This window comes from Rhodococcus sp. IEGM 1381 (genome assembly GCF_030056795.1).
In the GTDB taxonomy this organism is placed as follows: Bacteria; Actinomycetota; Actinomycetes; order Mycobacteriales; family Mycobacteriaceae; genus Rhodococcoides.
In genome coordinates this window covers 261,721-283,299 of record NZ_JASHKQ010000002.1, presented here as the reverse complement: position 1 = coordinate 283,299, position 21,579 = coordinate 261,721, and the positions used below count along the sequence as shown (strand labels likewise).

Annotated in this window: 17 protein-coding genes and 2 pseudogenes; 12 read left to right on the top strand and 7 right to left on the bottom strand. The window is 64.9% G+C overall.

Annotated features, from left to right (window positions below; all coding sequences use genetic code 11):
• Positions 1–84: 84 nt before the first annotated feature.
• Positions 85–480 (top strand): annotated as a pseudogene (locus QM797_RS11325) (DUF2252 family protein); the annotation flags it as partial.
• Positions 481–780: 300 nt separating this feature from the next.
• Complete coding sequence (gene nrdF / locus QM797_RS11320; protein WP_027496604.1) at positions 781–1,746, top strand: class 1b ribonucleoside-diphosphate reductase subunit beta; 966 nt, start codon at positions 781–783, stop codon at positions 1,744–1,746.
• A gap of 215 nt (positions 1,747–1,961) precedes the next feature.
• Here nrdF and QM797_RS11315 read toward each other — a convergent pair whose 3' ends face one another.
• Both QM797_RS11315 and QM797_RS11310 read right to left on the bottom strand, forming a co-directional pair.
• On the bottom strand, positions 1,962–2,435 hold the full coding sequence (locus QM797_RS11315; protein WP_283275656.1) for an NUDIX hydrolase: 474 nt from the start codon (positions 2,433–2,435) through the stop codon (positions 1,962–1,964).
• 4 nt (positions 2,436–2,439) lie between these two features.
• Positions 2,440–3,525 carry an ABC transporter substrate-binding protein gene (locus QM797_RS11310; RefSeq protein ID WP_283275653.1) on the bottom strand — a complete coding sequence of 362 codons (1,086 nt, stop codon included), beginning with the start codon at positions 3,523–3,525 and terminating at the stop codon, positions 2,440–2,442.
• A 301-nt stretch (positions 3,526–3,826) separates the two neighbouring features.
• Between QM797_RS11310 and ctaD the strand changes: the two genes are divergently transcribed.
• The 4 genes and pseudogenes from ctaD to yczE all read left to right on the top strand — a co-directional run.
• Complete coding sequence (gene ctaD, locus QM797_RS11305; protein WP_283275650.1) at positions 3,827–5,617, top strand: aa3-type cytochrome oxidase subunit I; 1,791 nt, start codon at positions 3,827–3,829, stop codon at positions 5,615–5,617.
• Positions 5,618–5,760: 143 nt separating this feature from the next.
• Positions 5,761–6,987, top strand: a complete 1,227-nt coding sequence (gene serB, locus QM797_RS11300; RefSeq protein ID WP_283275648.1) for a phosphoserine phosphatase SerB — start codon at positions 5,761–5,763, stop codon at positions 6,985–6,987.
• Positions 6,984–7,820: a peptidyl-tRNA hydrolase gene (locus QM797_RS11295; protein ID WP_283275646.1), complete on the top strand. Its 837-nt coding sequence runs from the start codon at positions 6,984–6,986 to the stop codon at positions 7,818–7,820. Before serB ends, QM797_RS11295 begins: the two co-directional genes overlap by 4 nt.
• Before the next feature lie 80 nt (positions 7,821–7,900).
• Positions 7,901–8,503 (top strand): annotated as a pseudogene (gene yczE / locus QM797_RS26340) (membrane protein YczE); the annotation flags it as partial.
• Here yczE and glgX read toward each other — a convergent pair.
• Positions 8,494–10,641, bottom strand: a complete 2,148-nt coding sequence (gene glgX / locus QM797_RS11290) for a glycogen debranching protein GlgX (protein ID WP_283275822.1) — start codon at positions 10,639–10,641, stop codon at positions 8,494–8,496. The pseudogene yczE and the gene glgX overlap by 10 nt on opposite strands.
• A 49-nt stretch (positions 10,642–10,690) precedes the next feature.
• Here glgX and QM797_RS11285 point away from each other — a divergent pair, with 49 nt between their 5' ends.
• From QM797_RS11285 to QM797_RS11265, 5 genes are all read left to right on the top strand, one after another.
• Positions 10,691–11,533, top strand: coding sequence for an ABC transporter ATP-binding protein (locus QM797_RS11285; protein WP_094618822.1), 843 nt, complete (start codon positions 10,691–10,693; stop codon positions 11,531–11,533).
• A gap of 49 nt (positions 11,534–11,582) precedes the next feature.
• Complete coding sequence (locus QM797_RS11280) at positions 11,583–12,398, top strand: NUDIX hydrolase (RefSeq protein ID WP_283275643.1); 816 nt, start codon at positions 11,583–11,585, stop codon at positions 12,396–12,398.
• A gap of 27 nt (positions 12,399–12,425) precedes the next feature.
• Positions 12,426–13,205: an enoyl-CoA hydratase/isomerase family protein gene (locus tag QM797_RS11275; RefSeq protein ID WP_283275641.1), complete on the top strand. Its 780-nt coding sequence runs from the start codon at positions 12,426–12,428 to the stop codon at positions 13,203–13,205.
• 133 nt (positions 13,206–13,338) lie between these two features.
• Positions 13,339–14,316 (top strand): class I SAM-dependent methyltransferase, encoded by a 978-nt coding sequence (locus QM797_RS11270; RefSeq protein ID WP_283275821.1) that lies wholly within the window; start codon positions 13,339–13,341, stop codon positions 14,314–14,316.
• 40 nt (positions 14,317–14,356) lie between these two features.
• Positions 14,357–15,529: a THUMP-like domain-containing protein gene (locus QM797_RS11265; protein ID WP_283275640.1), complete on the top strand. Its 1,173-nt coding sequence runs from the start codon at positions 14,357–14,359 to the stop codon at positions 15,527–15,529.
• Here the strand turns inward: QM797_RS11265 and QM797_RS11260 are convergent.
• Entirely contained in the window at positions 15,517–16,839 is a 1,323-nt protein-coding gene (locus QM797_RS11260; protein ID WP_283275637.1) for an outer membrane protein assembly factor BamB family protein, read from the bottom strand. The genes QM797_RS11265 and QM797_RS11260 overlap by 13 nt on opposite strands.
• Positions 16,840–16,987: 148 nt before the next feature.
• Here QM797_RS11260 and QM797_RS11255 point away from each other — a divergent pair, with 148 nt between their 5' ends.
• A complete protein-coding gene (locus QM797_RS11255; RefSeq protein WP_283275636.1) occupies positions 16,988–17,749 on the top strand; it encodes an acyltransferase in 762 nt (253 codons plus the stop codon).
• Between the two features lie 57 nt (positions 17,750–17,806).
• On the opposite strand, the gene QM797_RS11250 is transcribed toward QM797_RS11255, so the two are convergent.
• From QM797_RS11250 to QM797_RS11240, 3 genes are read right to left on the bottom strand one after another with little or no spacing between them, the layout of a single operon-like run.
• Positions 17,807–19,054: a glycosyltransferase family 4 protein gene (locus QM797_RS11250; RefSeq protein ID WP_283275634.1), complete on the bottom strand. Its 1,248-nt coding sequence runs from the start codon at positions 19,052–19,054 to the stop codon at positions 17,807–17,809.
• Positions 19,051–20,583: a 1,4-alpha-glucan branching protein domain-containing protein gene (locus QM797_RS11245; protein ID WP_283275820.1), complete on the bottom strand. Its 1,533-nt coding sequence runs from the start codon at positions 20,581–20,583 to the stop codon at positions 19,051–19,053. Before QM797_RS11245 ends, QM797_RS11250 begins: the two co-directional genes overlap by 4 nt.
• 23 nt (positions 20,584–20,606) lie before the next feature.
• The gene (locus QM797_RS11240; RefSeq protein ID WP_283275633.1) at positions 20,607–21,395 is read right to left on the bottom strand and encodes a class I SAM-dependent methyltransferase; all 789 of its coding nucleotides are present in this window, start codon (positions 21,393–21,395) and stop codon (positions 20,607–20,609) included.
• Between the last annotated feature and the right edge of the window lie 184 nt (positions 21,396–21,579).

Genomic DNA, 21,579 nt, shown 5'->3' with positions numbered 1-21,579 from the left:
CGTGATGTCAGGGCCCGATGCGGACCATGATCAGGCATGGTCACCGAAGCGGACGACGAGGTCGAATCCGACGTCGACGTGACAATGGCTCGGAAGGATTCGATTCCTTCCGAGCCATCGCCACGTGGTCGATATGCTCGCCGTCGGGTACCTCGCCGCCGATTGGCGGAATGGGATCCCAACACTCGTGGCCACGATGCGCTGCAGACGGTTCTTGCGCAGAACGCGATACGAGTTCAGGAGTTGCTGCCGATCCGGTACGCCCGGATGTCCGCGTCGCCATGGATATATTGTCTTGGTGCCGCCGCAGTGATGGCCGCAGACCTCGCGTCGACGCCGGGACGAAACTTGTATTTCGACCTCCGCGATTTCGACGAAACTCTGCCCGGCCCGTTCGAGTGGGACCTGAAGCGACTCGCCACCTCCCTCGTGGTTCTCGGACGCGAGAACGGGTGTGGCCATGCCGCGTTCCGATCGGGCGGTCGCCGGTGGGGGACCTGAACTTCTACGTTCGACAATTCCGCGACATGAAGGTGCCTATGCCGATCAGAACGAGCGCGATCACGCGCAACTGGTCGGTGCCATCGAGGCCGGAACGGTCCCGTGCTCGGTGGGCGGTGACCGTTGACTCGTGAGATTACGGTCGTTCGGCGGCAACACTCCGGGCACACTTTGTAGTGCCTCCCGGAACTGTCGGACACAACGGGTAGTGTTCGTGTCAGCGACTTTTCACGCAGCATCATCCCCACTTCTCGCTCATCGACCTGTAGGTAGGCACCCATGGTAAAGCTCATCGATCGCGTCTCCGCGATCAACTGGAATCGGGTCCAGGACGACAAGGACTCCGAAGTGTGGGAGCGCCTCACCAGTAACTTCTGGTTGCCGGAGAAGGTGCCGGTGTCCAACGACATCCCGTCGTGGGCAACATTGACCGCCGTCGAGAAGCAGTTGACGATGCGCGTGTTCACCGGGCTGACGCTGCTCGACACCATTCAGGGCACCGTCGGTGCCGTCAGTCTCATTCCCGACGCGATCACTCCCCATGAAGAAGCGGTGTACACCAACATCGCGTTCATGGAGTCGGTGCACGCGAAGAGCTACAGCTCCATCTTCTCCACCCTCAGCTCCACGCGTGACATCGACGACGCGTTCCGCTGGTCCGAGGAGAACGTCAACCTTCAGCGCAAAGCCGAGATCGTGCTGAACTTCTATCACGGTGATGACCCGCTCAAGCGCAAGGTGGCGTCGACTCTGCTCGAGTCGTTCCTCTTTTACTCCGGCTTCTACCTGCCGATGTACTGGTCCTCACGGGCCAAGCTGACCAACACTGCGGACCTGATCAGGCTGATCATTCGCGATGAGGCCGTCCACGGGTACTACATCGGATACAAGTACCAGAAGGGTCTCGAGAAGGTCAGCGAGGAGCGGCGCGAGGAACTCAAGAACTACACGTTCGAGTTGCTGTTCGAGTTGTACGACAACGAGGTCGAGTACACCCAGGATTTGTACGACGAGATCGGTCTGACCGAGGACGTCAAGAAGTTCCTGCGCTACAACGCCAACAAGGCACTGAACAACCTCGGCTACGAGGGCCTTTTCCCCAAGGACGAGACGGATGTGAACCCGGCGATTCTGTCGGCACTGTCACCCAACGCCGACGAGAACCACGACTTCTTCTCCGGCTCGGGATCCTCGTACGTCATCGGAAAGGCCGTCAACACCGAAGACGAGGACTGGGACTTCTAGAGACTCGTTCGAGCGTCGGGCCGCTCACTCTTTCGGTGGGCGGCCCGACGCTCGAATATCCTTGGCCTCCTTGGGTATTCGACCCTGGCCGCTCGATGCTCGACGGAGCAGGAACTCGATCTGTGCGTTGGTACGAGATGGCGCAAATCCCGCTTGCACATCATGGATCGACCGGGGGACAGTTCGGGGGAACTGTGTACACGTTGGGTGGGGAGTCAGCGCCTGAACCACGCCGACGGGTCGTCGGCGATGGCTTTCTCGATTCGCAGTCGTGAAGTTGCCGTGAGGTTTTCGGGTAGTCCGTCGAGCGCGAACCAGGCTACGTCGAGATTCTCGTCGTCGGCGACGTGAGGGGTGCCCGCGACGTAGCGGGCGACGAATGTGATGTCCAAATACTGCGCGACGTCGCCGTTGGGGTACGTGATCGGCTCCGTTACGTCGACGCTCGTCAGCCGCACGATCGTGGCCTCCACGCCGGTCTCCTCGCGAATCTCCCGCAGCGCAGCCGGTGCAGGTTCTTCGCCGGGCTCCAGGATTCCGGAGACCACGGCCCAGGTGCTGTTGTCTGCTCGCAGAGTCAGCAGCACTCGGCGGTCGGCGTCGACAACGACCGCACTGACACCGGACAACCAGAGCGGTGACGTACCGACGACGCTGCGGAGCGCTTGCACGAATTCCGGGATGGGCATCGCGTCAGGACGCGTAGGCGTTCAGGGATGCGGACAGATCGGCCAGGACGGCGCGCGCCGCGACGACTCCACTACCGGACCAGACCGTGTCGTTCACCGCGAACACTCGCCCGTCGGTGACCGAGCCGAGAGCGTGCCATTCGTCGCTGTCCATCACCTCGCGGCCGAAGGTCTCGCCATCGGTGCCGGCGAATCGCACATACACGATGTCGCCTTCGACCGGATCGAGGGCGTCCGACGCTACGGAGAAATCGGCATCGCGCTGGCTTTGCGGCCGCGCAACACCCACTTCGGCGAGCACCTGGCCGGCAAAGGAGTTCGGGCCGTCCACCTCGATGGTGTCCGCACCGAACCGGATGACCGACGCCTGCGACTGCGCGGCGTCGATCTCGCGACCGACTCGCTCGGCATCCGCGGAGAACGAGGCGAGCTGTTCGAAACCAGCTTGCCCGCGGCCCAATGCTGCCGCGGACTGCAGAAAGGTGTTCTTCCAGCCCTGTCCGGTCCCGGTGAACACGGTCGGCGCGATGGCGTTCAGGGAGTCGTAGGTGTCGGCGCCGAGAGAATCGGCACCGAGGATCAGATCTGGGTCGAGCGAAGCGATCGCCCCGAGGTCGGGAGCTCCGACCGGGCCGACCGACGGAACGGACGCCAAGCCCGTACCCAGGTACAACGGTTGGTCTCCGTCTCCACGGAAATCGGGATCGAGCGTCGCCGCGCCGACAACGCGTTCCCAGATTCCGACCGCGCAGCTGGCGTCGAGGCCCGCAGCGTCGAGAACGACGATGCGCTGTGGATCGGCAGGGATGGCGCTGATTCCCTCGGCGTGCCCTACGGGACGGGTATCGCCTTCGGCTCCGGTCCGGTCCAGTGGGGCCAGAGCGGGACACAGTCCTTCGGTGTCGCGGTTGTTACCTACGACACCCGCTCCGGCGATGTTCGTCGTACTGCGAACGATGGTGGACGCGTCGTCCTGCGCCTCGGAATCGGAACAGCCGACCAACGTCACAGCCGCGGCAAGGCACGCCGCAACGACAGCGCCGGTCCGGCGCGGTGCACACGAACGGGGGACTCGCAGGTGGAGTGGCAACGCGGGACTTCCTTCGACGGGTCGGGTGGTCTCACACAGTATCGGAAGGCCGTTCTCGCAGAACACTCGAACGGGCACCGGCGAGGCCACGGAATCGACCGCGCTCGCACCGTGCCCGCTGCGGCGGAAAGGCCCACAGCGCAGGCAGATCGCCCGATCCGGGCGGTGTCGAATCAGTCCAATACGACACACGGTAGGACCGGTTCGGCAAGTGTCGGTCCGACGGTCTACGATTCGAGTAGCGCACGACTAGATGACGTCGCCTCGTGGTTCGGGGTCGGACGCGCAATCAGGAGGATCTGTGACTGCCTTAGCGCCTAGGCCCGCTCCCGCGGTGGATGCCGCTCGGCCGTTCCCGCCGAGGATGGGACCGAAGGGTTCGTTCCTGCACAAAGCAGTGACGACGACCGATCCCAAGGTCTTGGGGATCATGTACATCGCGACCTCGTTCGCGTTCTTCCTCGTCGGTGGACTGATGGCGCTGCTGATGCGCGCCGAGTTGGCCGTTCCGGGAATGCAGTTCCTGTCCAACGAGCAGTACAACCAGCTGTTCACCATGCACGGCACCATCATGCTGCTGCTGTACGCGACGCCTATCGTGTTCGGGTTCGCCAACTACATCCTCCCGCTGCAGATCGGTGCACCCGACGTCGCGTTCCCGCGGTTGAACGCGTTCTCGTACTGGCTTTATCTTTTCGGTGCCTTGATCACCACAGCTGGGTTCATCACTCCCGGTGGCGCAGCAGACTTCGGATGGACCGCGTACACCCCGCTGACGTCGGCTCTGCACTCACCGGGTGTGGGTGCAGACCTGTGGATCATGGGTCTGGCCATCGCCGGTCTCGGCACCATCCTCGGTGGCGTCAACATGATCACCACGGTGATCTGCCTGCGTGCCCCCGGTATGACGATGTTCCGGATGCCGATTTTCACCTGGAACATCTTGGTGACGTCGATCCTGATCCTGCTGGCCTTCCCGCTGCTGACAGCGGCGCTCCTCGGCTTGGCGGCGGACCGCCACCTGGGTGCGCACCTGTTCGACCCGGCAACCGGTGGAGTGCTGTTGTGGCAGCACCTGTTCTGGTTCTTCGGGCACCCCGAGGTCTACATCATCGCGCTGCCGTTCTTCGGAATCGTCTCCGAGATCTTCCCAGTCTTCTCTCGCAAGCCGATCTTCGGCTACTCGGGACTGATCTACGCGACGATCGCGATCGCCGCCCTCTCCATTGCGGTGTGGGCGCACCACATGTACGCCACCGGTGCAGTGTTGCTGCCGTTCTTCTCGTTCATGACGTTCCTGATCGCCGTGCCCACAGGTGTGAAGATCTTCAACTGGGTCGGCACCATGTGGCGCGGTCAAGTGACACTCGAAACACCGATGCTGTTCGCGATCGGGTTCCTGATCACCTTCGTCTTCGGCGGATTGACGGGCGTTCTGCTGGCGTCGCCGCCGATCGACTTCCAGGTCACCGACACCTACTTCGTCGTCGCTCACTTCCACTACGTGGTGTTCGGCACAGTGGTGTTCGCTACGTACGCCGGCATCTACTTCTGGTTCCCCAAGATGACGGGCCGGATGATGGACGAGGCCCTCGGCAAGTGGCACTTCTGGCTGACGTTCTTCGGCTTCCACGCCACGTTCCTCGTCCAGCACTGGCTCGGAAACGAGGGAATGCCGCGTCGCTACGCCGACTACCTGCCTTCCGACGGGTTCACCGAGTTGAACATCATCTCCACCATCGGTGCATTCATCCTCGGTGCCTCGACATTGCCGTTCGTCTGGAACGTCTTCAAGTCCTACCGCTACGGCGAGGTCGTCACGGTCGACGATCCATGGGGCTACGGCAATTCGCTGGAATGGGCTACCTCGTGCCCGCCGCCGAGGCACAACTTCACCGAGCTGCCTCGTATCCGGTCCGAGCGTCCGGCATTCGAGTTGCACTACCCGCACATGGTCGAGCGGATGCGCGCTGAAGCTCACGTGGGGCCGGGTGCGCACGGTGGTAAGACCACCGCCGTACTCGAGCAGGCCCGCCGTGCTCCACTCGCGACCAGCGATCACGAAGGGTCCGGAGACCCCGACCCCAAGTAGCCCGCAGCACAGCGAGAGCCCCTCCCGGCCACCGGGTGGGGCTCTTCGCTTGCGACAATCTCGTGACGCGTTCGGGTTCGCCCGTTCATTGCGAGGTGACACGAAGACGTATCCGGCCACTGGCCGAGTGAAGGGGAGATCCGGTGAAGTCGAACGACACCGCAGTGCTGGTGACGGTGACGGGACCCGACAAGCCGGGCGTCACCTCGGTGCTCTTCGCGGCATTGTCTCGGCACGAAGTGAGCCTTCTCGACGTGGAACAGGTGGTCATTCGCGGCAGGCTGACCCTCGGTGTCTTGTTGACCTGTCCGCGCGATCCCGAAGCGCTGCAGGAGGAGCTCGAGGACGCCATGGCGACGGTCGGGGTCCATGTCGACGTCGAGATCGGCGCTGCGCAGAGTGGTGGTCGGAGTTTGGGCACCCATGTCGTCGTTGTTCTCGGGCGACCCGTGACCGCGCGAGCCTTCAGCACCATCTCGCGCGAGTTGGCCCGTCAGGGCGCGAATATCGACTCCATTCGCGGAATTGCGGACTACCCCGTGACGGGGCTCGAACTGCAGGTGACCGCAACCGACACATCGCCGGACGCCGATGTTGCACTCCGTTCCGGTCTCGCGGCGATCGCAGCAGGGATCGGTGTGGACGTCGCAGTCGAGAGGGCCGGCATCGCGCGTCGATCGAAGCGTCTCATCGTGTTCGACGTCGACTCCACACTGGTACAGGGCGAGGTCATCGAGATGTTGGCTGCACGTGCCGGCCGCGAAGACGAGGTGAGGGCTGTCACCGAAGCAGCGATGCGAGGCGAGATCGATTTCACGGAGTCGCTCGAACAGCGGGTCGCCGTACTGGCCGGTCTCGATGAATCGGTCATCGACGAGGTGGGAGAGAGTCTGGAGCTCACGGCGGGGGCACGGACCACCATTCGTACCCTTCGGCGACTCGGGTTCGCGTGTGGAGTCGTCTCCGGAGGTTTCAGGCAGGTCATCGAAGGTCTGGCCCACGAACTCGAACTGGACTACGTCAAAGCCAACACTCTCGAGATCGTCGACGGCAAACTCACCGGCCGGGTGATCGGTGAAGTTATCGACCGAGCGGCGAAGGCGACCGCTCTACGCGAGTTCGCAGCACAATCGGGAGTGCCGATGGAGCAGACGGTGGCGGTCGGCGACGGAGCCAACGACATCGACATGCTCACTGCGGCCGGCCTCGGCGTCGCCTTCAACGCCAAGCCTGCCTTGCGCGAAATTGCCGACACCGCCATTTCGCATCCGTACCTCGACGCGGTGCTGTTCATCCTCGGCGTCACTCGCCACGAGATCGAAGCTGCGGATGCCGTCGACGGGGGAGTCCGTCGCGTCCCGATCCCATGATCGGCGAGTACTCGGCCGGCAGTCCCGAGGCCAGCAGTCCCGAGGTCGGCGATCCCGAGATCGGCGATGCGACGCGTGAGGTGACCGGCGAGAACGACGCAGAAGAGTTTCGGGCCGAGAACACGTTCGACTCGCGTCACGCCGAACTCGCCCGTGGATACGGGGGAGCCGAGGATCCATCGGACCCTGCGGCCGTACTGGCCATGCCGTTGGTCCTGCACATTCCGAAGACGGATCCGCCGTTGCGCAGCGAGTTGCTCGAGGCAGCCGCGCGGGCAACGGTGGCGCTGTGCCTCGACCCGCGTGTGGGTTCAGGTGCCTCGTGGCACGATGCCTTCACGGAATGGACGTCGGCTCGAATTCGTAAAGTTGCTCGTCGGGCACGGGGTGCGCAATGGACCGCCGCACAGGAGGTCCCGGGGGTCACGGTCGACGTGGGCGGTGCATCGGCGCGAGCACTGGTCCCCGGTCGTGTCGGGGATCTCGATCCGAGGATAAAACGCCTGCAGATCGGTGGCACCGATGTTCCATCCGACGAAGCACCCGCACCAGCGGCAGGTCCGGTGCTGTGGGTCGACGCGTCCTTGTCCATGACGGTGGGCAAGGCGGCCGCGCAGGTGGGGCATGCCTCGATGTTGCTTGCCGGAGCGATGAGCGTGAAGGAGTGCCGAGAGTGGGCGTCGGCAGGCTACCCGTGCTCGGTGCGTCCGGCCGATCCACAGCAGTGGGCCCGCGCGTTGGACGAGGTTCGCGGCGGACGTGCCGTCGCGGTGCGCGATGCGGGCTTCACCGAAGTGGCGCCGGGCTCGACGACGGTGATCGCCGTTCGCTGAGTTGGCGTGTTCCAAGTGGGGGTCCACTGTTGCAGAACTGGCTATGCATAACGTATCCAGTACTGCCGGAGACTGGGAGCATGTTCACCTCACCACTTCGCGCAGTCCGCGGTCGTCGTCTCCCGTCCAGGTTGGCTGCCCTCTATGTCGGGCTGTGGCTGTACGGGGCGTCCATGTCCTTGATGATCGCCGGTGGTCTCGGTGTCAATCCCTGGGACGTGTTTCATCAGGGCCTCGAAAGCCACGTCTCGCTCAGCTTCGGGACCATCACCGCGATCACCGGAGTGGCCGTCTTGCTGATGTGGATTCCGCTGCGGCAACGTCCGGGTCTGGGGACCGTGAGCAACGTCGTGGTGATCGCCGTGGCCGTAGATGCGACGTCGGCACTGTTGCCGCATCTCGACGGACTCGTGATTCGATCGCTGGCCATGGTGTCGGGGATCGTTGTGAACGCCTTCGCTACGGCCCTGTACATCGGTGCCGGAATGGGCCCGGGCCCACGTGACGGTTTGATGACCGGTCTGGTGGCCAGAACCGGGTGGTCGATCCGGCTCACCCGTACCGGAATCGAGTTGACCGTTGTGCTCACCGGTTGGCTGCTCGGCGGCACGCTGGGGCTGGGAACGGTGCTCTACGCCCTCGGAGTCGGTCCGCTCGTGCAGTTGTTCATGACCTACCTGCCCGCGCTGCGGAACACCAGCACCGTGGAGCCGGTCACCGAAATAGTCGAACCTGCCTCCAGTGCAGCAGTATTGGGCGGCACTCCGTCCGGGTACGACGAATCGAGTACCGGGACGAACCGGGACGTCGACCAACTCGGGCAGGCCAGGGTGATCTCAGCGGGTCCGCCCGAGTGCAGGATCAAGAGCGAGCTCGCATCGTCGACCTGCCCGCCGTCCGAGGCGTAGGACCGGACGTCGGAACCGTCGACCCACGCCGTGATCGTCCGTACCGAGTCGTCGTTCCACCGATCTGTATCGAATTCCCTACCGGCAGAGTCGAACCACACCAGGTCCGGTCTGCCGGTCGGAGTTGCGCGGCCGGTGAAGAATTCCTGCTGTCGCAGCGTCGGAGCGCTCGCCCGGACGCGGAGCAATCGGCCGACGAATCGAATCATGTTCTGATCGGCGCGGTTCCAGTCGATCGCCCACGCGTCCTCGATCGGTGCATCCTGGGGAACGCAGTACGCGTTGTTGTTTCCGGACTGCGTGTGGCCCAGTTCGTCGCCGGCCAGCAGCATCGGCGTGCCGGTGGACAGGGTCAACGTGGCGAGTAGGGCGCGCATGTGGCGACCACGGGCGTCGAGTACGGACGGATCGTCGGTTTCGCCCTCGACGCCGTGGTTGACCGAAGAGTTGTTGTCGGTTCCGTCTCGGTTCTCTTCTCCGTTGGCTCCGTTGTGCTTTCGTTCGTACGACACCAGATCGCGGGCGGTGAATCCGTCGTGTGCGGTGACGAAGTTGATCGACGCCCATGGCAGTCGGCGGCTGCCCGCGAACAGATCCTCGGAACCGGCCAGTCGGGAGGCCAGTTCACGGACGCCGTGTTGGCCTGCCCAGAAGCCTCGAACCGTGTCGCGGTAGCGGTCGTTCCATTCCGACCACGCCACTCCGAAATTTCCGACCTGGTAGCCGGCGCCGGTGGCGTCCCACGGCTCGGCAATCAGCTTGACCTGGGCCAGGAGGGGATCCACGGCTATCGCGGTCAGCAGCGGTGCGCGAGGATCGAATCGCCAACCACCGGGCCGGCCGAGAGTGCTCGCGAGGTCGAACCGGAACCCGTCGACTCCCATTTCGTCGACCCAGTAGCGCAGGCTGTCGCACACCATGCGCACGACCGCGGGCGACGCCGAGTCGAGAGTGTTGCCGCAGCCGGTCAGGTCGACGTCCGATCCGCGTCCGTCGAGGAGGTAGTAGCCGGGAGCGTCGAGGCCGCGCCAACTGATCGACGGACCGTCGACCGCGGACTCGCACGTGTGGTTGTAGACGACGTCGAGGATCACCTCGATCCCCGCGCCGTGCAATGCGTCGACCATGGTGCGGAACTCGTCGACCTCATCGCCGGGAACCGCGGCGAACCGTGGATCCGGTGCGAAGTACGCCCCCGTCGAGTAACCCCAGTGATTCCGCATTCCGCGGGCTCGCACACCCGGCTCGGTGAAGGTGGTGTGAACCGGCAGCAATTCGACCGACGTGATGCCGATGCGCGCGAGATGTTCGAGCACCGCGGGTTGGGCCAGTCCCAGGTAGGTGCCGCGAAGATGTTGGGGGACAGCAGGATTACGGGCAGTGAACGATCCCACGTGCAGCTCGAAGAGAACGGTACGGTCCCAGGGCACGGACGGGCGCGCCGGTCGACCGGCGCGAGCGAGAGGTGCGCGAACCACGGCGAGGGGGAGGTGCCCGAGCGAATCGCGAGTGCTCGGCACCCCGAACGGATCGTCTTCGTACGCCAACAGAGCCGACGGGTCTCCGAATTCTCCGCTGACCTGACGGGCGGAGGGGTCGAGCAGAATTTTCGCACCGTTGAATCGACGTCCATCGTGCGGATCCCACCGGCCGTGTGCTCGGAAGCCGTATCGGTCACCGGGTCGAACGCCCGGAACGAAGCCGTGTCGAACTCCGAACGTACTGGTCGTCAGTTCTACTCGCCGTTCGCCGCCCTCCGGATCGATCAGGCACACCTCGACGCCATCGGCCTCGGGCGCGTGGACTGCAAATTGAGTGCCAGTCGCCATCGCCGTGGCACCGAGAGGGAACGGCGATCCAGGTGGATTGGAGCCAGTTTCCTGGTCCTCTGTTCGACGGGCACTGGTGGGCAGTTCGTGATTGGGCGACACGCGTGCACATCCTGCCGTGAATGCAGGGTCGATGTGCGGGAAGATAGGCGTCGTGTCTGAACCGGATCCCGACCTGCTCGTAGATTTCACCGACGTCGTCGTCCGCCGTGGTGGTGTGACCTTGGTGGGGCCCGTCACCTGGAAGGTGGAACTGGACGAACGGTGGGTCGTCCTCGGGCCGAACGGTGCCGGAAAGACGTCGTTGCTGCGCATCGCGGCGGCCGAGATCCACCCGACATCGGGTGTCGCCCACGTTCTCGGCGAGGTCATGGGCAAAGCCGACGTCTCCGAACTCCGGCCACGGATCGGGTTGTCGTCGTCCTCGCTGGCCCACCGCATTCCGGCCGACGAGCTCGTGTCCGATCTCGTGGTCTCCGCCGGGTACTCCGTGCTGGGACGCTGGCGCGAGAAGTACGACGCAGTCGACACCGAACGCGCGGTGGAGATGCTGGAGAGTCTCGGTGCCGAGCATCTCGCCACTCGCACCTACGGCACCCTCTCGGAAGGCGAACGCAAGCGGGTCCTGATCGCGCGTGCGTTGATGACCGACCCCGAACTGCTGCTGCTCGACGAGCCTGCGGCGGGTCTCGACCTCGGCGGTCGCGAAGAACTGGTGGCACGTCTTGCCGATATCGCCGCCGACCCGGATTCTCCCGCCACCGTGCTGATCACCCATCACGTCGAGGAAATCCCCCCGGGTTTCAGTCACGCGTTGCTGCTCAAAGAAGGCGGTGTGGTGGCCCAGGGGCTGGTGGACGATGTCATCACCGCCGAGAACCTCACCGAGGCGTTCAGCCAGTCGATCGCGCTCGACCGTGTCGACGGCCGCTTCTTCGCCCGCCGCACTCGGGCTGCCGGCGCGCACCGACGCTAGCGCTGGACCGCCCCGATCTCGCTGAGCTGCTCAGCGGTACGTTGCCGATATGAGCTCGAACAGTGCTGCCGATCACGTACCGGCGCGTGATGCCGCGACGGTCATCCTGATCCGTGACGGAGGTTCGCGTTCCGAGATCGAAGTATTTCTTCTCGAACGGGTCGGCGGAATGGCCTTCGCGGGTGGAATGACGGTATTTCCCGGAGGCGGTGTCGACCCATCGGACGCCGCGGCCGACGTCGGGTGGGCAGGGCCACCGCCTTCGTGGTGGGCCGAACGCCTCGGAACCGACGAGGGCAAGGCACAAGCGCTGGTGTGCGCCGCGGCGCGCGAGACGTTCGAGGAGTGCGGGGTCCTGCTGGCCGGGTCGGCACCGGATTCCATCGTTGTCGACACTGCCCCGTTCGCTGCGGAGCGAGGTCGACTCGAGCGCCGCGAACTCTCGTTCGCAGAATTTCTCACCGCACACGACCTGGTGCTGCGCTCGGATCTGCTTCGGCCGTGGTCTCACTGGCTCACGCCGGTGGGCGAAGCGCGACGGTACGACACTCGGTTCTTCGTCGCAGTGCTCCCGGAAGGCCAGAAGGCGGACGGGGAGACCAGCGAAGCAGCGTCGGTGAGTTGGCGTTCGACCGGTGATGCATTGGCGGATTGGCGAAAGGGAAACACCATCCTGCTCCCACCGACATGGAGCCAGTTGGACGCACTGTCTCGGTTCGACACCGTCGCCGACGTTGCCGATCACGAACGTGACATCACCCCGATCCTGCCGATTCTCACCCGTGAGGACGGCGCGGTCCGGGTGGTCTTCGACGGGGACGATGCGTACTACGCCGGAGCCCGACATCCCTGGGCCGATCGCTGAACTGTTGCCGGGGTAGCCTTTCCGCCCATGGCTGAGTTCGTGAATCTCGAAGTATCCGACGGTATCGGCACCATTCGCCTGGACCGACCGCCGATGAATGCACTCGATCGTCAGATGCAGGAAGAGATTCGCTCGGCGGCTCGGGAAGCGACCGTGAACGCTGACGTCAAGGCGGTCGTCGTCTACGGCGGCGAGAAAGTGTTCGCAGCCGGTGCCGACATCAAGGAGATGGTGGCACTGTCGGCGGCGGAAATGGCGGAGATCGCCGGGGACCTGCAGTCCGCTCTGGGCTCACTGAGCACCATCCCCAAGCCGGTAGTCGCGGCCGTGACCGGATACGCGCTCGGCGGGGGACTCGAGGTCGCTCTCGGCGCCGATCGTCGAATTGCGGGAGACAACGCCAAGTTCGGTGTTCCCGAAGTGCTCCTCGGTGTCATTCCCGGCGGCGGCGGCACTCAACGACTGGCGCGGCTGATCGGCCCGAGTCGCGCGAAGGACATGGTCTTCACCGGCCGATTCGTCGGAGCGGAGGAGGCACTGCGGATCGGTCTGGTGGACGAGGTGGTGGCCCCCGACGAGGTATACAACGCTGCGCGGGCGTGGGCGATGCAGTTCACTGCTGGAGCATCGCGGGCGCTCGCCGCCGCAAAAGCGTCGATCGATCAGGGACTCGACGTCGATCTCACCAACGGCCTTCGTATCGAGGCCCAGCAGTTCGCGGCTCTGTTCGCTACCGACGATCGCACGATCGGGATGAAGTCCTTCGTGGCCGACGGCCCGGGCAAAGCGACCTTCACCGGCCGGTGACGCAGTCCCCGACGACCGACGGAGTTGTTTCACAGCTACCGGATAGTAGGCTCGCCTGATGACTGCAAGCCCCCACGACGGTGTGAATCGATCGATCTCCAGTGTGACGGCCCCGGCCGGGGCCGATGACCGGATGGTCGATCCTGCACCGAACCCGCACGCCACTGCCGAGCAGGTCGAGGCCGCGCGATCGGACACCAAACTGGCGCAGGTGCTCTACCACGACTGGGAAGCCGAGACCTACGACGACAAATGGTCGATTTCCTACGACGAGCGTTGCATCGAATACGCCCGTGGCAGGTTCGATCAGGCTGTTTCCGGTGACGCCGCGGCGCAATCGGCTCTGCCGTACGGCCGCGCCTTGGAGTTGGGCTGTGGAACCGGTTTCTTCCTGCTCAACCTGATGCAGGCGGGAATCGCCGATAAGGGCTCCGTCACCGACCTGTCTCCGGGAATGGTGAAGGTTGCTCTGCGCAATGCCGGGCATCTCGGTCTCGACGTGGACGGTCGCGTTGCCGATGCAGAGACCATTCCCTACGACGACAACACGTTCGATCTGGTGGTCGGGCACGCTGTGCTCCACCACATCCCGGATGTCGAACAATCCCTGCGCGAGGTGTTGCGCGTCCTCAAGCCCGGCGGGCGATTCGTCTTCGCAGGCGAACCCACCACCGTCGGCAACTTCTACGCTCGCTGGCTGGGGCGCATCACCTGGGAAACGACCACTCGCGTGACCAAGTTGCCGTTCCTGGCGAGCTGGCGCAAGCCGCAGGAGGAGCTCGACGAGTCTTCGCGAGCCGCTACGCTCGAGGCCGTCGTCGACCTGCACACGTTCGATCCCACCGACCTGGAGAGCATCGCGCTGTCGGCCGGTGCCGAGCGCGTGCAGGCGAACACCGAAGAGTTTGCCGCCGCTCTGCTCGGGTGGCCGGTGCGGACGTTCGAGGCGGCAGTCCCCGCGGGGAAACTGGGCTGGAACTGGGCGAAATTCGCCTTCGGCGGTTGGAAGACACTGAGCTGGGTCGACGAGAACGTGCTGCAGCACGTGGTGCCGCGCGGGCTGTTCTACAACGTGATGATCACCGGCACCAAACCCGCTCCTCGCGCTTGATCGGCTCGGACCGCCGCAGACTCTGCGCTCGAGTCCGCTGATGGGCTACGAATTCACCGGCACCGACCTCGACTTCCTACGAAGCGAGGCCGGTGCCGGAGCTCTTGCTGCGGTCGACGATCTCGAGCTGAACGCTCGAACGTCGGTGCGCGACACAGCCTCGGTGCGCACTCGCTTCCCCGACCACGCGAGCGCCCTGATCGAAACTGTCACGGTCCGCCGCAAGGCCCGAGTGAAACTGATCGACTCCGATCATTGGCTGGTGACCGACGACGCCGTCCAGCAAGCCACTCCGACGCTCGTCGCCTGCAGGCGCGCGACTCGACTGGCCGGCCGTCGAGTACACGATGTCACGTGCTCCATCGGCAGTGAACTGGCCGTGCTGGTCGGATCGGCCGAGTTGGCGGTGGGGAGCGATCTCGACCCGATCCGGCTTCGGATGGCCGCGCACAACGTGCCTGCTGCCACGCTGCTGCGGGCCGACGCACTGACACCGACGACGCGGGGGACCGTCGTCGTCGCTGATCCTGGTCGCCGAGCGGGCGGGCGGCGACGCCATGATCCGGCAGCGCTGCAACCTCCGTTACCGGACCTGTTCGACGCCTATCGCGGCCGAGATCTGGTTGTCAAATGTGCTCCCGGTCTCGACTTCGACGCTGTCGATTGGCCCGGCGAGATCGAGGTGGTCTCGCTCGACGGGGGAGTGCGCGAAGCGTGCCTCTGGTCGGAAGGGCTCAGCGAGAGGGGCGTTCGGCGTCGTGCGGCAGTTCTTCGATCCGATGGCAGCGCGCTGGACATCACCGATGCCGAATCCGACGACATTCCGGTTCGGCCGCCAGGGCGCTACATCGTCGACCCCGACGGCGCTGTGGTCAGGGCTGGTCTGGTTCGTCACTACGGCGCCAGATTCGGTCTGTGGCAACTCGATCCGAGGATCGCATACCTGACCGGGGATACGGTACCTGCGGGGGTACGCGGCTTTCGGATTCTGGAGCAGTCCAAGTTCTCCGAGAAAGTGCTTCGGCAGCAACTGAATCGGATGGATTGCGGCTCGGTCGAGATTCTCGTGCGCGGAGTCGACGTGGATCCCGCTACACTGCGGCCCAAGCTCAAGCTTCGCGGAACCGTCGCGCACTCGGTGGTGATCACCCGCATCGATCGGTCCGCGGTGTCCTTCGTCTGTTCGCCCGGGGCGACGGATCAGTCGGTGTAGGTGAAGATCTCACCCAGGTAGCTCGCGGTGACGACCTGTCCGTCCGGCCCGATGGACGTGCCGACCGTGGCACCGACGACGTCGGGAACAGGCTGTGAGTCCACTGTGTTGCCGGTAGCCGAATCGAAGGTGAGCAGCGCCAGTCCGGTGCCGTCGCGGACGACGGTGTGGCCGCGGCCGTCTGCGGATTGTGCTGCTGTTCCTGCTTGTTCGATGTCGTCGCGCACCCAGACTCGCTCGACGGAATCGCCGTTGTCGCGCAATCCCATCAGGGTGCCGTCACCGCCGGCGGGAACGATGGTGCCGTCCGCGGCGATCGACGGGGATGCCCCGACTCCCAGTCCGGTGCCCTCGGTCCACTTCTGTAGCCCGTCTGCGGTGTCGAACGCGGTCAACCGGCCGTCGACGTCCGCCACGTAGACCGTCGACCCGTCCTCGGACAACACCGGAGACGACGCGACTCCTGCGGGCAGGAGGTCCGAGGACCAGCGTTCGGTGAGTCCGGGGGATCCGTCGCGGTTGTATTGCAATGAAACAAGTTGCGGCGCAATCGAACCCGGACGCCACAGTGTGAGATAGATTGCTCCGGTTGCGGTGTCGACCGCTGGTGCGGCGGGGACGAGGCATTCCGACCCTCCCACACTGCATTCGGCGAGCCCGGTGTCGACCGGCTGAAAATCCGAGTTCGGATCGGTGAGGAAGTTCGGCGTCGGAACGAGATCGAGGATGGGCACTCGAAGCTGCCCGTTCTGGGTGTCCAGAACGCTGACCTGACCCATCTGGGTCACCGAGAGCACGCTCCCGTCCCCGAGGAACTGAGCGGACTTCGGCACCCCGTACGCCGGTGTCCGCCAACGAAGTTGCCCGTGATCGTTGTACGAGTTCATGCCGCCGTCGTCACCGATGTACACGTTGATCGCGGAGTCGACGGTGGGCGTTGAGGTCACGACCGATGGCCCGACGCGATTGCACCAACGCTTGCGAGCGGAGTCGATCTCGAAGGAAAAGAGGTTGCACCCGGATTCGGTGGCGGCGGTGACGAACATCTGACCCGTCGAGCCGATGGACACCGGAGAGCTCACGGTGCCGCCGGTGGGCCGGGTCCAGTCCAACGTGAGGGGAGAGTCGACAGACACTGCGGTCGATCCACTGTTGTTCGCGTTCGCGTGGGAGGCGGGCCACGAATCGGGTGAGAGCGGTTCGATTGCGGTGGTGTCGGAACTGCAACCGCTCAGGGTCACCAGCACAAACGCAGCGGCGAACGCAGTGACCTTTCTGCCGGTCCTGCCGTGGGCCCTGACGCCGTGCATCGATCGCTCCCCATAAGGTCTTCCGTGCCCGACGCGGTGCCGGGGCGTCCTGCTCTCCTGCGCCGACTGGCAACAGTCGACAGGCAACCCTAGCCCGCCGACGGGTGCAGGCAGAGTGCGGGCGAACGAGAAACTAGGGTGAACGACCATGACGAGTATGTGGAACGCGCCGCTGCGGACACGCTGGCGCGGGTCGAGACGACGCGATACCGAGCAGGCGCGTTTCCTCACGCGTGCGTCCCTCGATTGGGTGCTCGCGAACAAGGCGTACACACCCTGGTATCTCGTGCGGTACTACCGACTGGCGAAGTTCAAGCTGGCCAATCCGCACGTGATCCTCAAGGGGATGGTGTTTCTCGGCAAGAACGTCGAGATCCACTCCACCCCCGAGCTTTCGCGTCTCGAGATCGGGCGCTGGGTACACATCGGCGACGGCAATGCCATTCGTTGCCACGAGGGTTCGCTGCGGATCGGCGACAAGGTGGTGTTCGGCAAGGACAATGTCGTCAATACCTACCTCGATATCGAGATCGGCGCGTCGACACTGGTGGCCGATTGGTGCTACATCTGCGATTTCGACCACCGGATGGACGATGTGAACATGCCCATCAAGGATCAGGGAATCGTGAAGGGGCCCGTGAGAATAGGGCCGGACACCTGGATCGCCGCCAAGGTGACGATTCTGCGCGAGACCAGGATCGGGCGCGGCTGCGTTCTCGGTGCCCATGCCGTGGTCAAGGGCGAGATCCCCGATTACAGCATCGCCGTCGGTGCCCCTGCCAAAGTCGTCCGCAACCGCAAGGACGCCTGGGAAGCCGGTGCCGCAGAGCGCGCGAAATACATTGCGGCGCTGGAGGACATTGCGCGCAAGAAGGCCCTCGGTCAGGCCGAGGCGGCGCGGGAGAGCTGACAGCGAGGTGCACGGAATTTGGTCGCCCACCACGAAGTTCCGTGCGCGTCAGGCGGCTCAGGTACGGCCAGGAAGGGCGCGTTCGACGATGTGCGGACGGCCCAGAGGATGTCGAACTTTACGCTTGGCTTCCAGGTAGACCCGGGCCGTCGATTCGGCGACGTGTTTCCAGTCGAAGTCGACAGTGAGGCGTTCTCGGGCCGCTACCGCGCGTTCCTGCGCGGCGTCGGTGTTGTCGAGCACCCTCCGCACGGCCGCGGCCAGCCCGGCGACGTCCGCGGGCGCGAAGGACAGTCCGGTGACACCGTCGACGATTGCTTCGCCGAGTCCACCTGCCGTGGACGCGACCAACGGAGTGCCTGCGGCCGCGGCCTCGAGGGCGATGATGCCGAACGGTTCGTATCGGCTCGGCAGGACGATGGCGTCGGCTCCGTGCAGCCAACCGAGCAACTCGGTGTGGTCCAGGTTGCCCAGGAAGGACACTGCCCGGCTCACCCGGTGAGTGCGCGCCAGCCCGGCCAACCACCCGAACTGCGTTCCCTCACCGGCGATGTGCAGAGTGGTACCCGGGTGGCTCCGCCGAATACGAGGTAGGGCGGCGATTGCGTCCTGGATGCCCTTCTCGTATTCGAGCCGGCCGACGTAGAGCAGCTTGGCGGGCTCGGATCTGGGCTCTCGTCGCCGGAAGCTCCAGGTGGATCCGTCGATTCCGTTGCGAATGACCTTCACCGTCGACTCGGACACACCGAACAACGTGGTCACCTCGTCTCGCATCGACGCCGAGCAGGTGATGACCGCATCCGAGTCGTTGGCCAGCCACCATTCGACGGAATGCACCTGACGGTTGACGGGACCGGAGATCCAGCCACTGTGACGTCCGGCCTCGGTGGCGTGGATGGTCGAGACGAGAGGTACGTCGTAGAACTCGGCCAGAGCGATGGCGGGGTGCGCAACGAGCCAGTCGTGGGCATGGACGACGTCGGGCTGCCAGCCCTCGCCCAGGCCCGGCTTGCCCAGCGCGACACCGGCCCGGACCATCGCGTGGCCCATCGCGAGGGTCCACGCGAGCATGTCTTCCCCGAAGACGAAGTGAGCCGGGTCTTCCGCGACGGCAACGACGAGCACGCCGTCCTCGATGTGATGCGAGGTCGGGTGTGTGGCGGCGTCGGTACCGGTGGGTCGACGCGACAGAACCACGACCTCGTGTCCGCAGCGGACCAGTTCGGTCGCCAGGTGATGAACGTGCCGACCGAGTCCGCCGACCACCACGGGAGGGTATTCCCACGACACCATCAGGATCTTCATCGACGTCCCCCTGCTGGTTCAGGCTCGCTGCCACGGTGCGCGCCGGGCAGGCGGCGCGCGTCCAACGCGGGGAACAATCCGTCCGCGCGGTTCCACTGCCTAGCCAGTTCGGCCGCCCGGGTTGTCGAACCGTCGCTGGCCGCAGCAGCGATCTCGCGCAGCGCGTGCGCGTGGACGTGCGCGCGTTCCCGCGCATAACCGGCGGCGGAGTCCTTGCTGACCATGAATGCCCAGTCGCTGGCCACTGCCATCAGTGTCTCACGCAGTATCTGATCGCTGACCCGATTGCGTAGTTCGGGCCCACCGATGCGGCGTCGGTCCGCCCGAGCGGCGTCGACGGCGTCGAGCGCGGTACCGGAGACCTCGGAATTGAGCGCCACCAGGTCGGCGACATCGTCTCCTGCCCACACTCGCCAGTCCTTGCCCGATCCCCACGACGAATCCTGCAGTTCGAGCGGTGCACCGACGTACCCCTGCTCGCGTGCGTCGTTCAGCGTGCCGACGGTGATTCCGGCCGCCGGGAGTGCGCGCATGAGCTTTTCGAGCCACTGGGGGCCCTCGTGCCACCAGTGTCCGAACAGCTCGGTGTCGAATGCGGCCACGACCAGAGCGTCGCGGCCGATCCGATCGGATTCCGAGACCAGGCGTCGACGAACCACGTCCACGAAGTCTGCGACGTGGCGATCCACCGTGGCCGCAGCCCGCTCGGGATCGTAGGGGGCCTTGTCGTTCGAGGCGACCGTGCGGCCGGTGACTCGGGCGGGTTTGAGACCCGTGTCGTGATCGTAGGTGTGGAAATCCCGATAGGCACCGTGTCCCGGATAACCCGATCTGGGTGACCAGACGCGATAGCTGACCGGAAGATCTCGGCCGAACGCGACAACGTCCGAATCCCACACGGTCCTGCCGAGGGAGGTGTCACCGCGCATCGCGGGGCCGTCGACCATGAAGTGCGAGACGCCGGTCGCCGCGTACTCGGATTCCATCCCGGGGGTGAAGCCGCATTCCGGTGCCCAGATGCCCGACGGGGCGGTGCCCCAGCGTGCCTGGGCGTCCAGCAGACCTTCTCGGAGAGAAAATTCACGCAGACGCGGATGGAGCAGGGGCTGGAACGGGTGCGCGAGCGGTCCGCCCAACAACTCGACCGTCCCGGCATCGAGCAGCGGCCGAAGCACTGCGGATCCGCCGTGCCGCCAGCGTGTCTCGAATTGTTGCAGGGCAGCGGCCGCACCTCGGTGTTCGCGAACGGACAGTTCGCGATCGGCGGCTTCGTGGGCGCGCAATTGCCAATTGCCAAGCCAGTGATGCATACCCGACAGGCAGTGCGGATCGTCGAGTTGGGCGGCCAGAACCGGGGTGACACCGAGTGACAGCACATCGGTGTGGCCGTCGTCGGCCAGTCGCTCCAGGGCCGCGATGAGCGGCAGGTAGCAGTCGGCCCAGGACTGGTAGAGCCATTCCTCGCCTACGGGCCATCTGCCGTGATTGGCCAACCACGGGAGGTGGGAGTGCAGCACCAGAGAGAACATGCCCGGCACGGTGGTGCCGGATGTCACCCGATCACCGAAGTCGAGCTCTTGTGGGCGATTGCAACCAGGTCGAGGCTCTCGTCGATGCGGTCGGCGGCGATCTCGAAGTCGTCGATCGTGATCGCCGCGACGTCCTCGGCAAGCTCGGTCGGCCACGGCTCGCCCGCCAGAGCCCGTTCGATCTGCGCGTCGATGAAGGAACCGCCGTGTTTGGCATCGAGGGCGGCCAACGTGCTGCCGTGTCGGACCCCGACGAGTTGGGTGACCTCGAGGCGAGCGTCGACGAGAAGTTCGGTCAGCTCGGCGGCGTCGAGCTCGCGGGTGTGGAACGGATTGAGCGGTGTGTCGCGGCCCGGCGAGAACGTGATCCGGTTGGGTGTGCTGATCAAGAGCGTGCCGCCGGGTTTGAGAATCCGATGCACTTCGGCGAGGAACGCGCCCTGGTCCCAGAGGTGCTCGATCACCTGGAAGTTGACGACGACGTCGACGGTGGAATCGGCGAACGGAAGGCGGTCGAGGTTGCCGCGCAGCATCGTCACCCGGGGGTAGCGCGCACGCACGTGCGAGGCTGCAGAGGCGTCGTAGTCGAGACCGATGACTTGCGTTGCAACATCGGCAATCATGTTGGCCCCGTAGCCTTCTCCCGATCCGGCCTCGAGTACGGTGCGGTCTCGGCACCGCTCGACCAGGTCTCGGTAGACCACCTCGTGTCGGCGGAACCAGTAGTTCTCCTCGGCGATACCCGGCACTGTTCTCTCGCCGGTGAGGGGGAGTGGTTCCGGTACCGGTGCCTGAGCCGAAGAATCGTTCACCGACGGAAGGTTAGTGGAGGCGTGGGAGAGGTAAGCCAACGTGGTCTCCGTAACAGTCGGGGCGCAGATGTATGGTCGGACGGACGGGGAGGTAAGTTACCCATGAGTAACTACGGTGAGGTAACCTCGTCTCAGGCCGTAGAACTGCACCACCAGAACTGCACGAACCGTTAGAACACTCACG

Coding starts and splice junctions, on each gene's coding strand:
- QM797_RS11285 (WP_094618822.1), top strand. CDS start 10,691: ATGTGCGGGAAGATAGGCGTCGTGTCTGAACCGGATCCCGACCTGCTC.
- QM797_RS11280 (WP_283275643.1), top strand. CDS start 11,583: ATGAGCTCGAACAGTGCTGCCGATCACGTACCGGCGCGTGATGCCGCG.
- QM797_RS11275 (WP_283275641.1), top strand. CDS start 12,426: ATGGCTGAGTTCGTGAATCTCGAAGTATCCGACGGTATCGGCACCATT.
- QM797_RS11295 (WP_283275646.1), top strand. CDS start 6,984: ATGATCGGCGAGTACTCGGCCGGCAGTCCCGAGGCCAGCAGTCCCGAG.
- nrdF (WP_027496604.1), top strand. CDS start 781: ATGGTAAAGCTCATCGATCGCGTCTCCGCGATCAACTGGAATCGGGTC.
- QM797_RS11260 (WP_283275637.1), bottom strand. CDS start 16,839: ATGCACGGCGTCAGGGCCCACGGCAGGACCGGCAGAAAGGTCACTGCG.
- QM797_RS11245 (WP_283275820.1), bottom strand. CDS start 20,583: ATGTTCTCTCTGGTGCTGCACTCCCACCTCCCGTGGTTGGCCAATCAC.
- QM797_RS11270 (WP_283275821.1), top strand. CDS start 13,339: ATGGTCGATCCTGCACCGAACCCGCACGCCACTGCCGAGCAGGTCGAG.
- QM797_RS11265 (WP_283275640.1), top strand. CDS start 14,357: ATGGGCTACGAATTCACCGGCACCGACCTCGACTTCCTACGAAGCGAG.
- QM797_RS11255 (WP_283275636.1), top strand. CDS start 16,988: ATGACGAGTATGTGGAACGCGCCGCTGCGGACACGCTGGCGCGGGTCG.
- QM797_RS11315 (WP_283275656.1), bottom strand. CDS start 2,435: ATGCCCATCCCGGAATTCGTGCAAGCGCTCCGCAGCGTCGTCGGTACG.
- QM797_RS11250 (WP_283275634.1), bottom strand. CDS start 19,054: ATGAAGATCCTGATGGTGTCGTGGGAATACCCTCCCGTGGTGGTCGGC.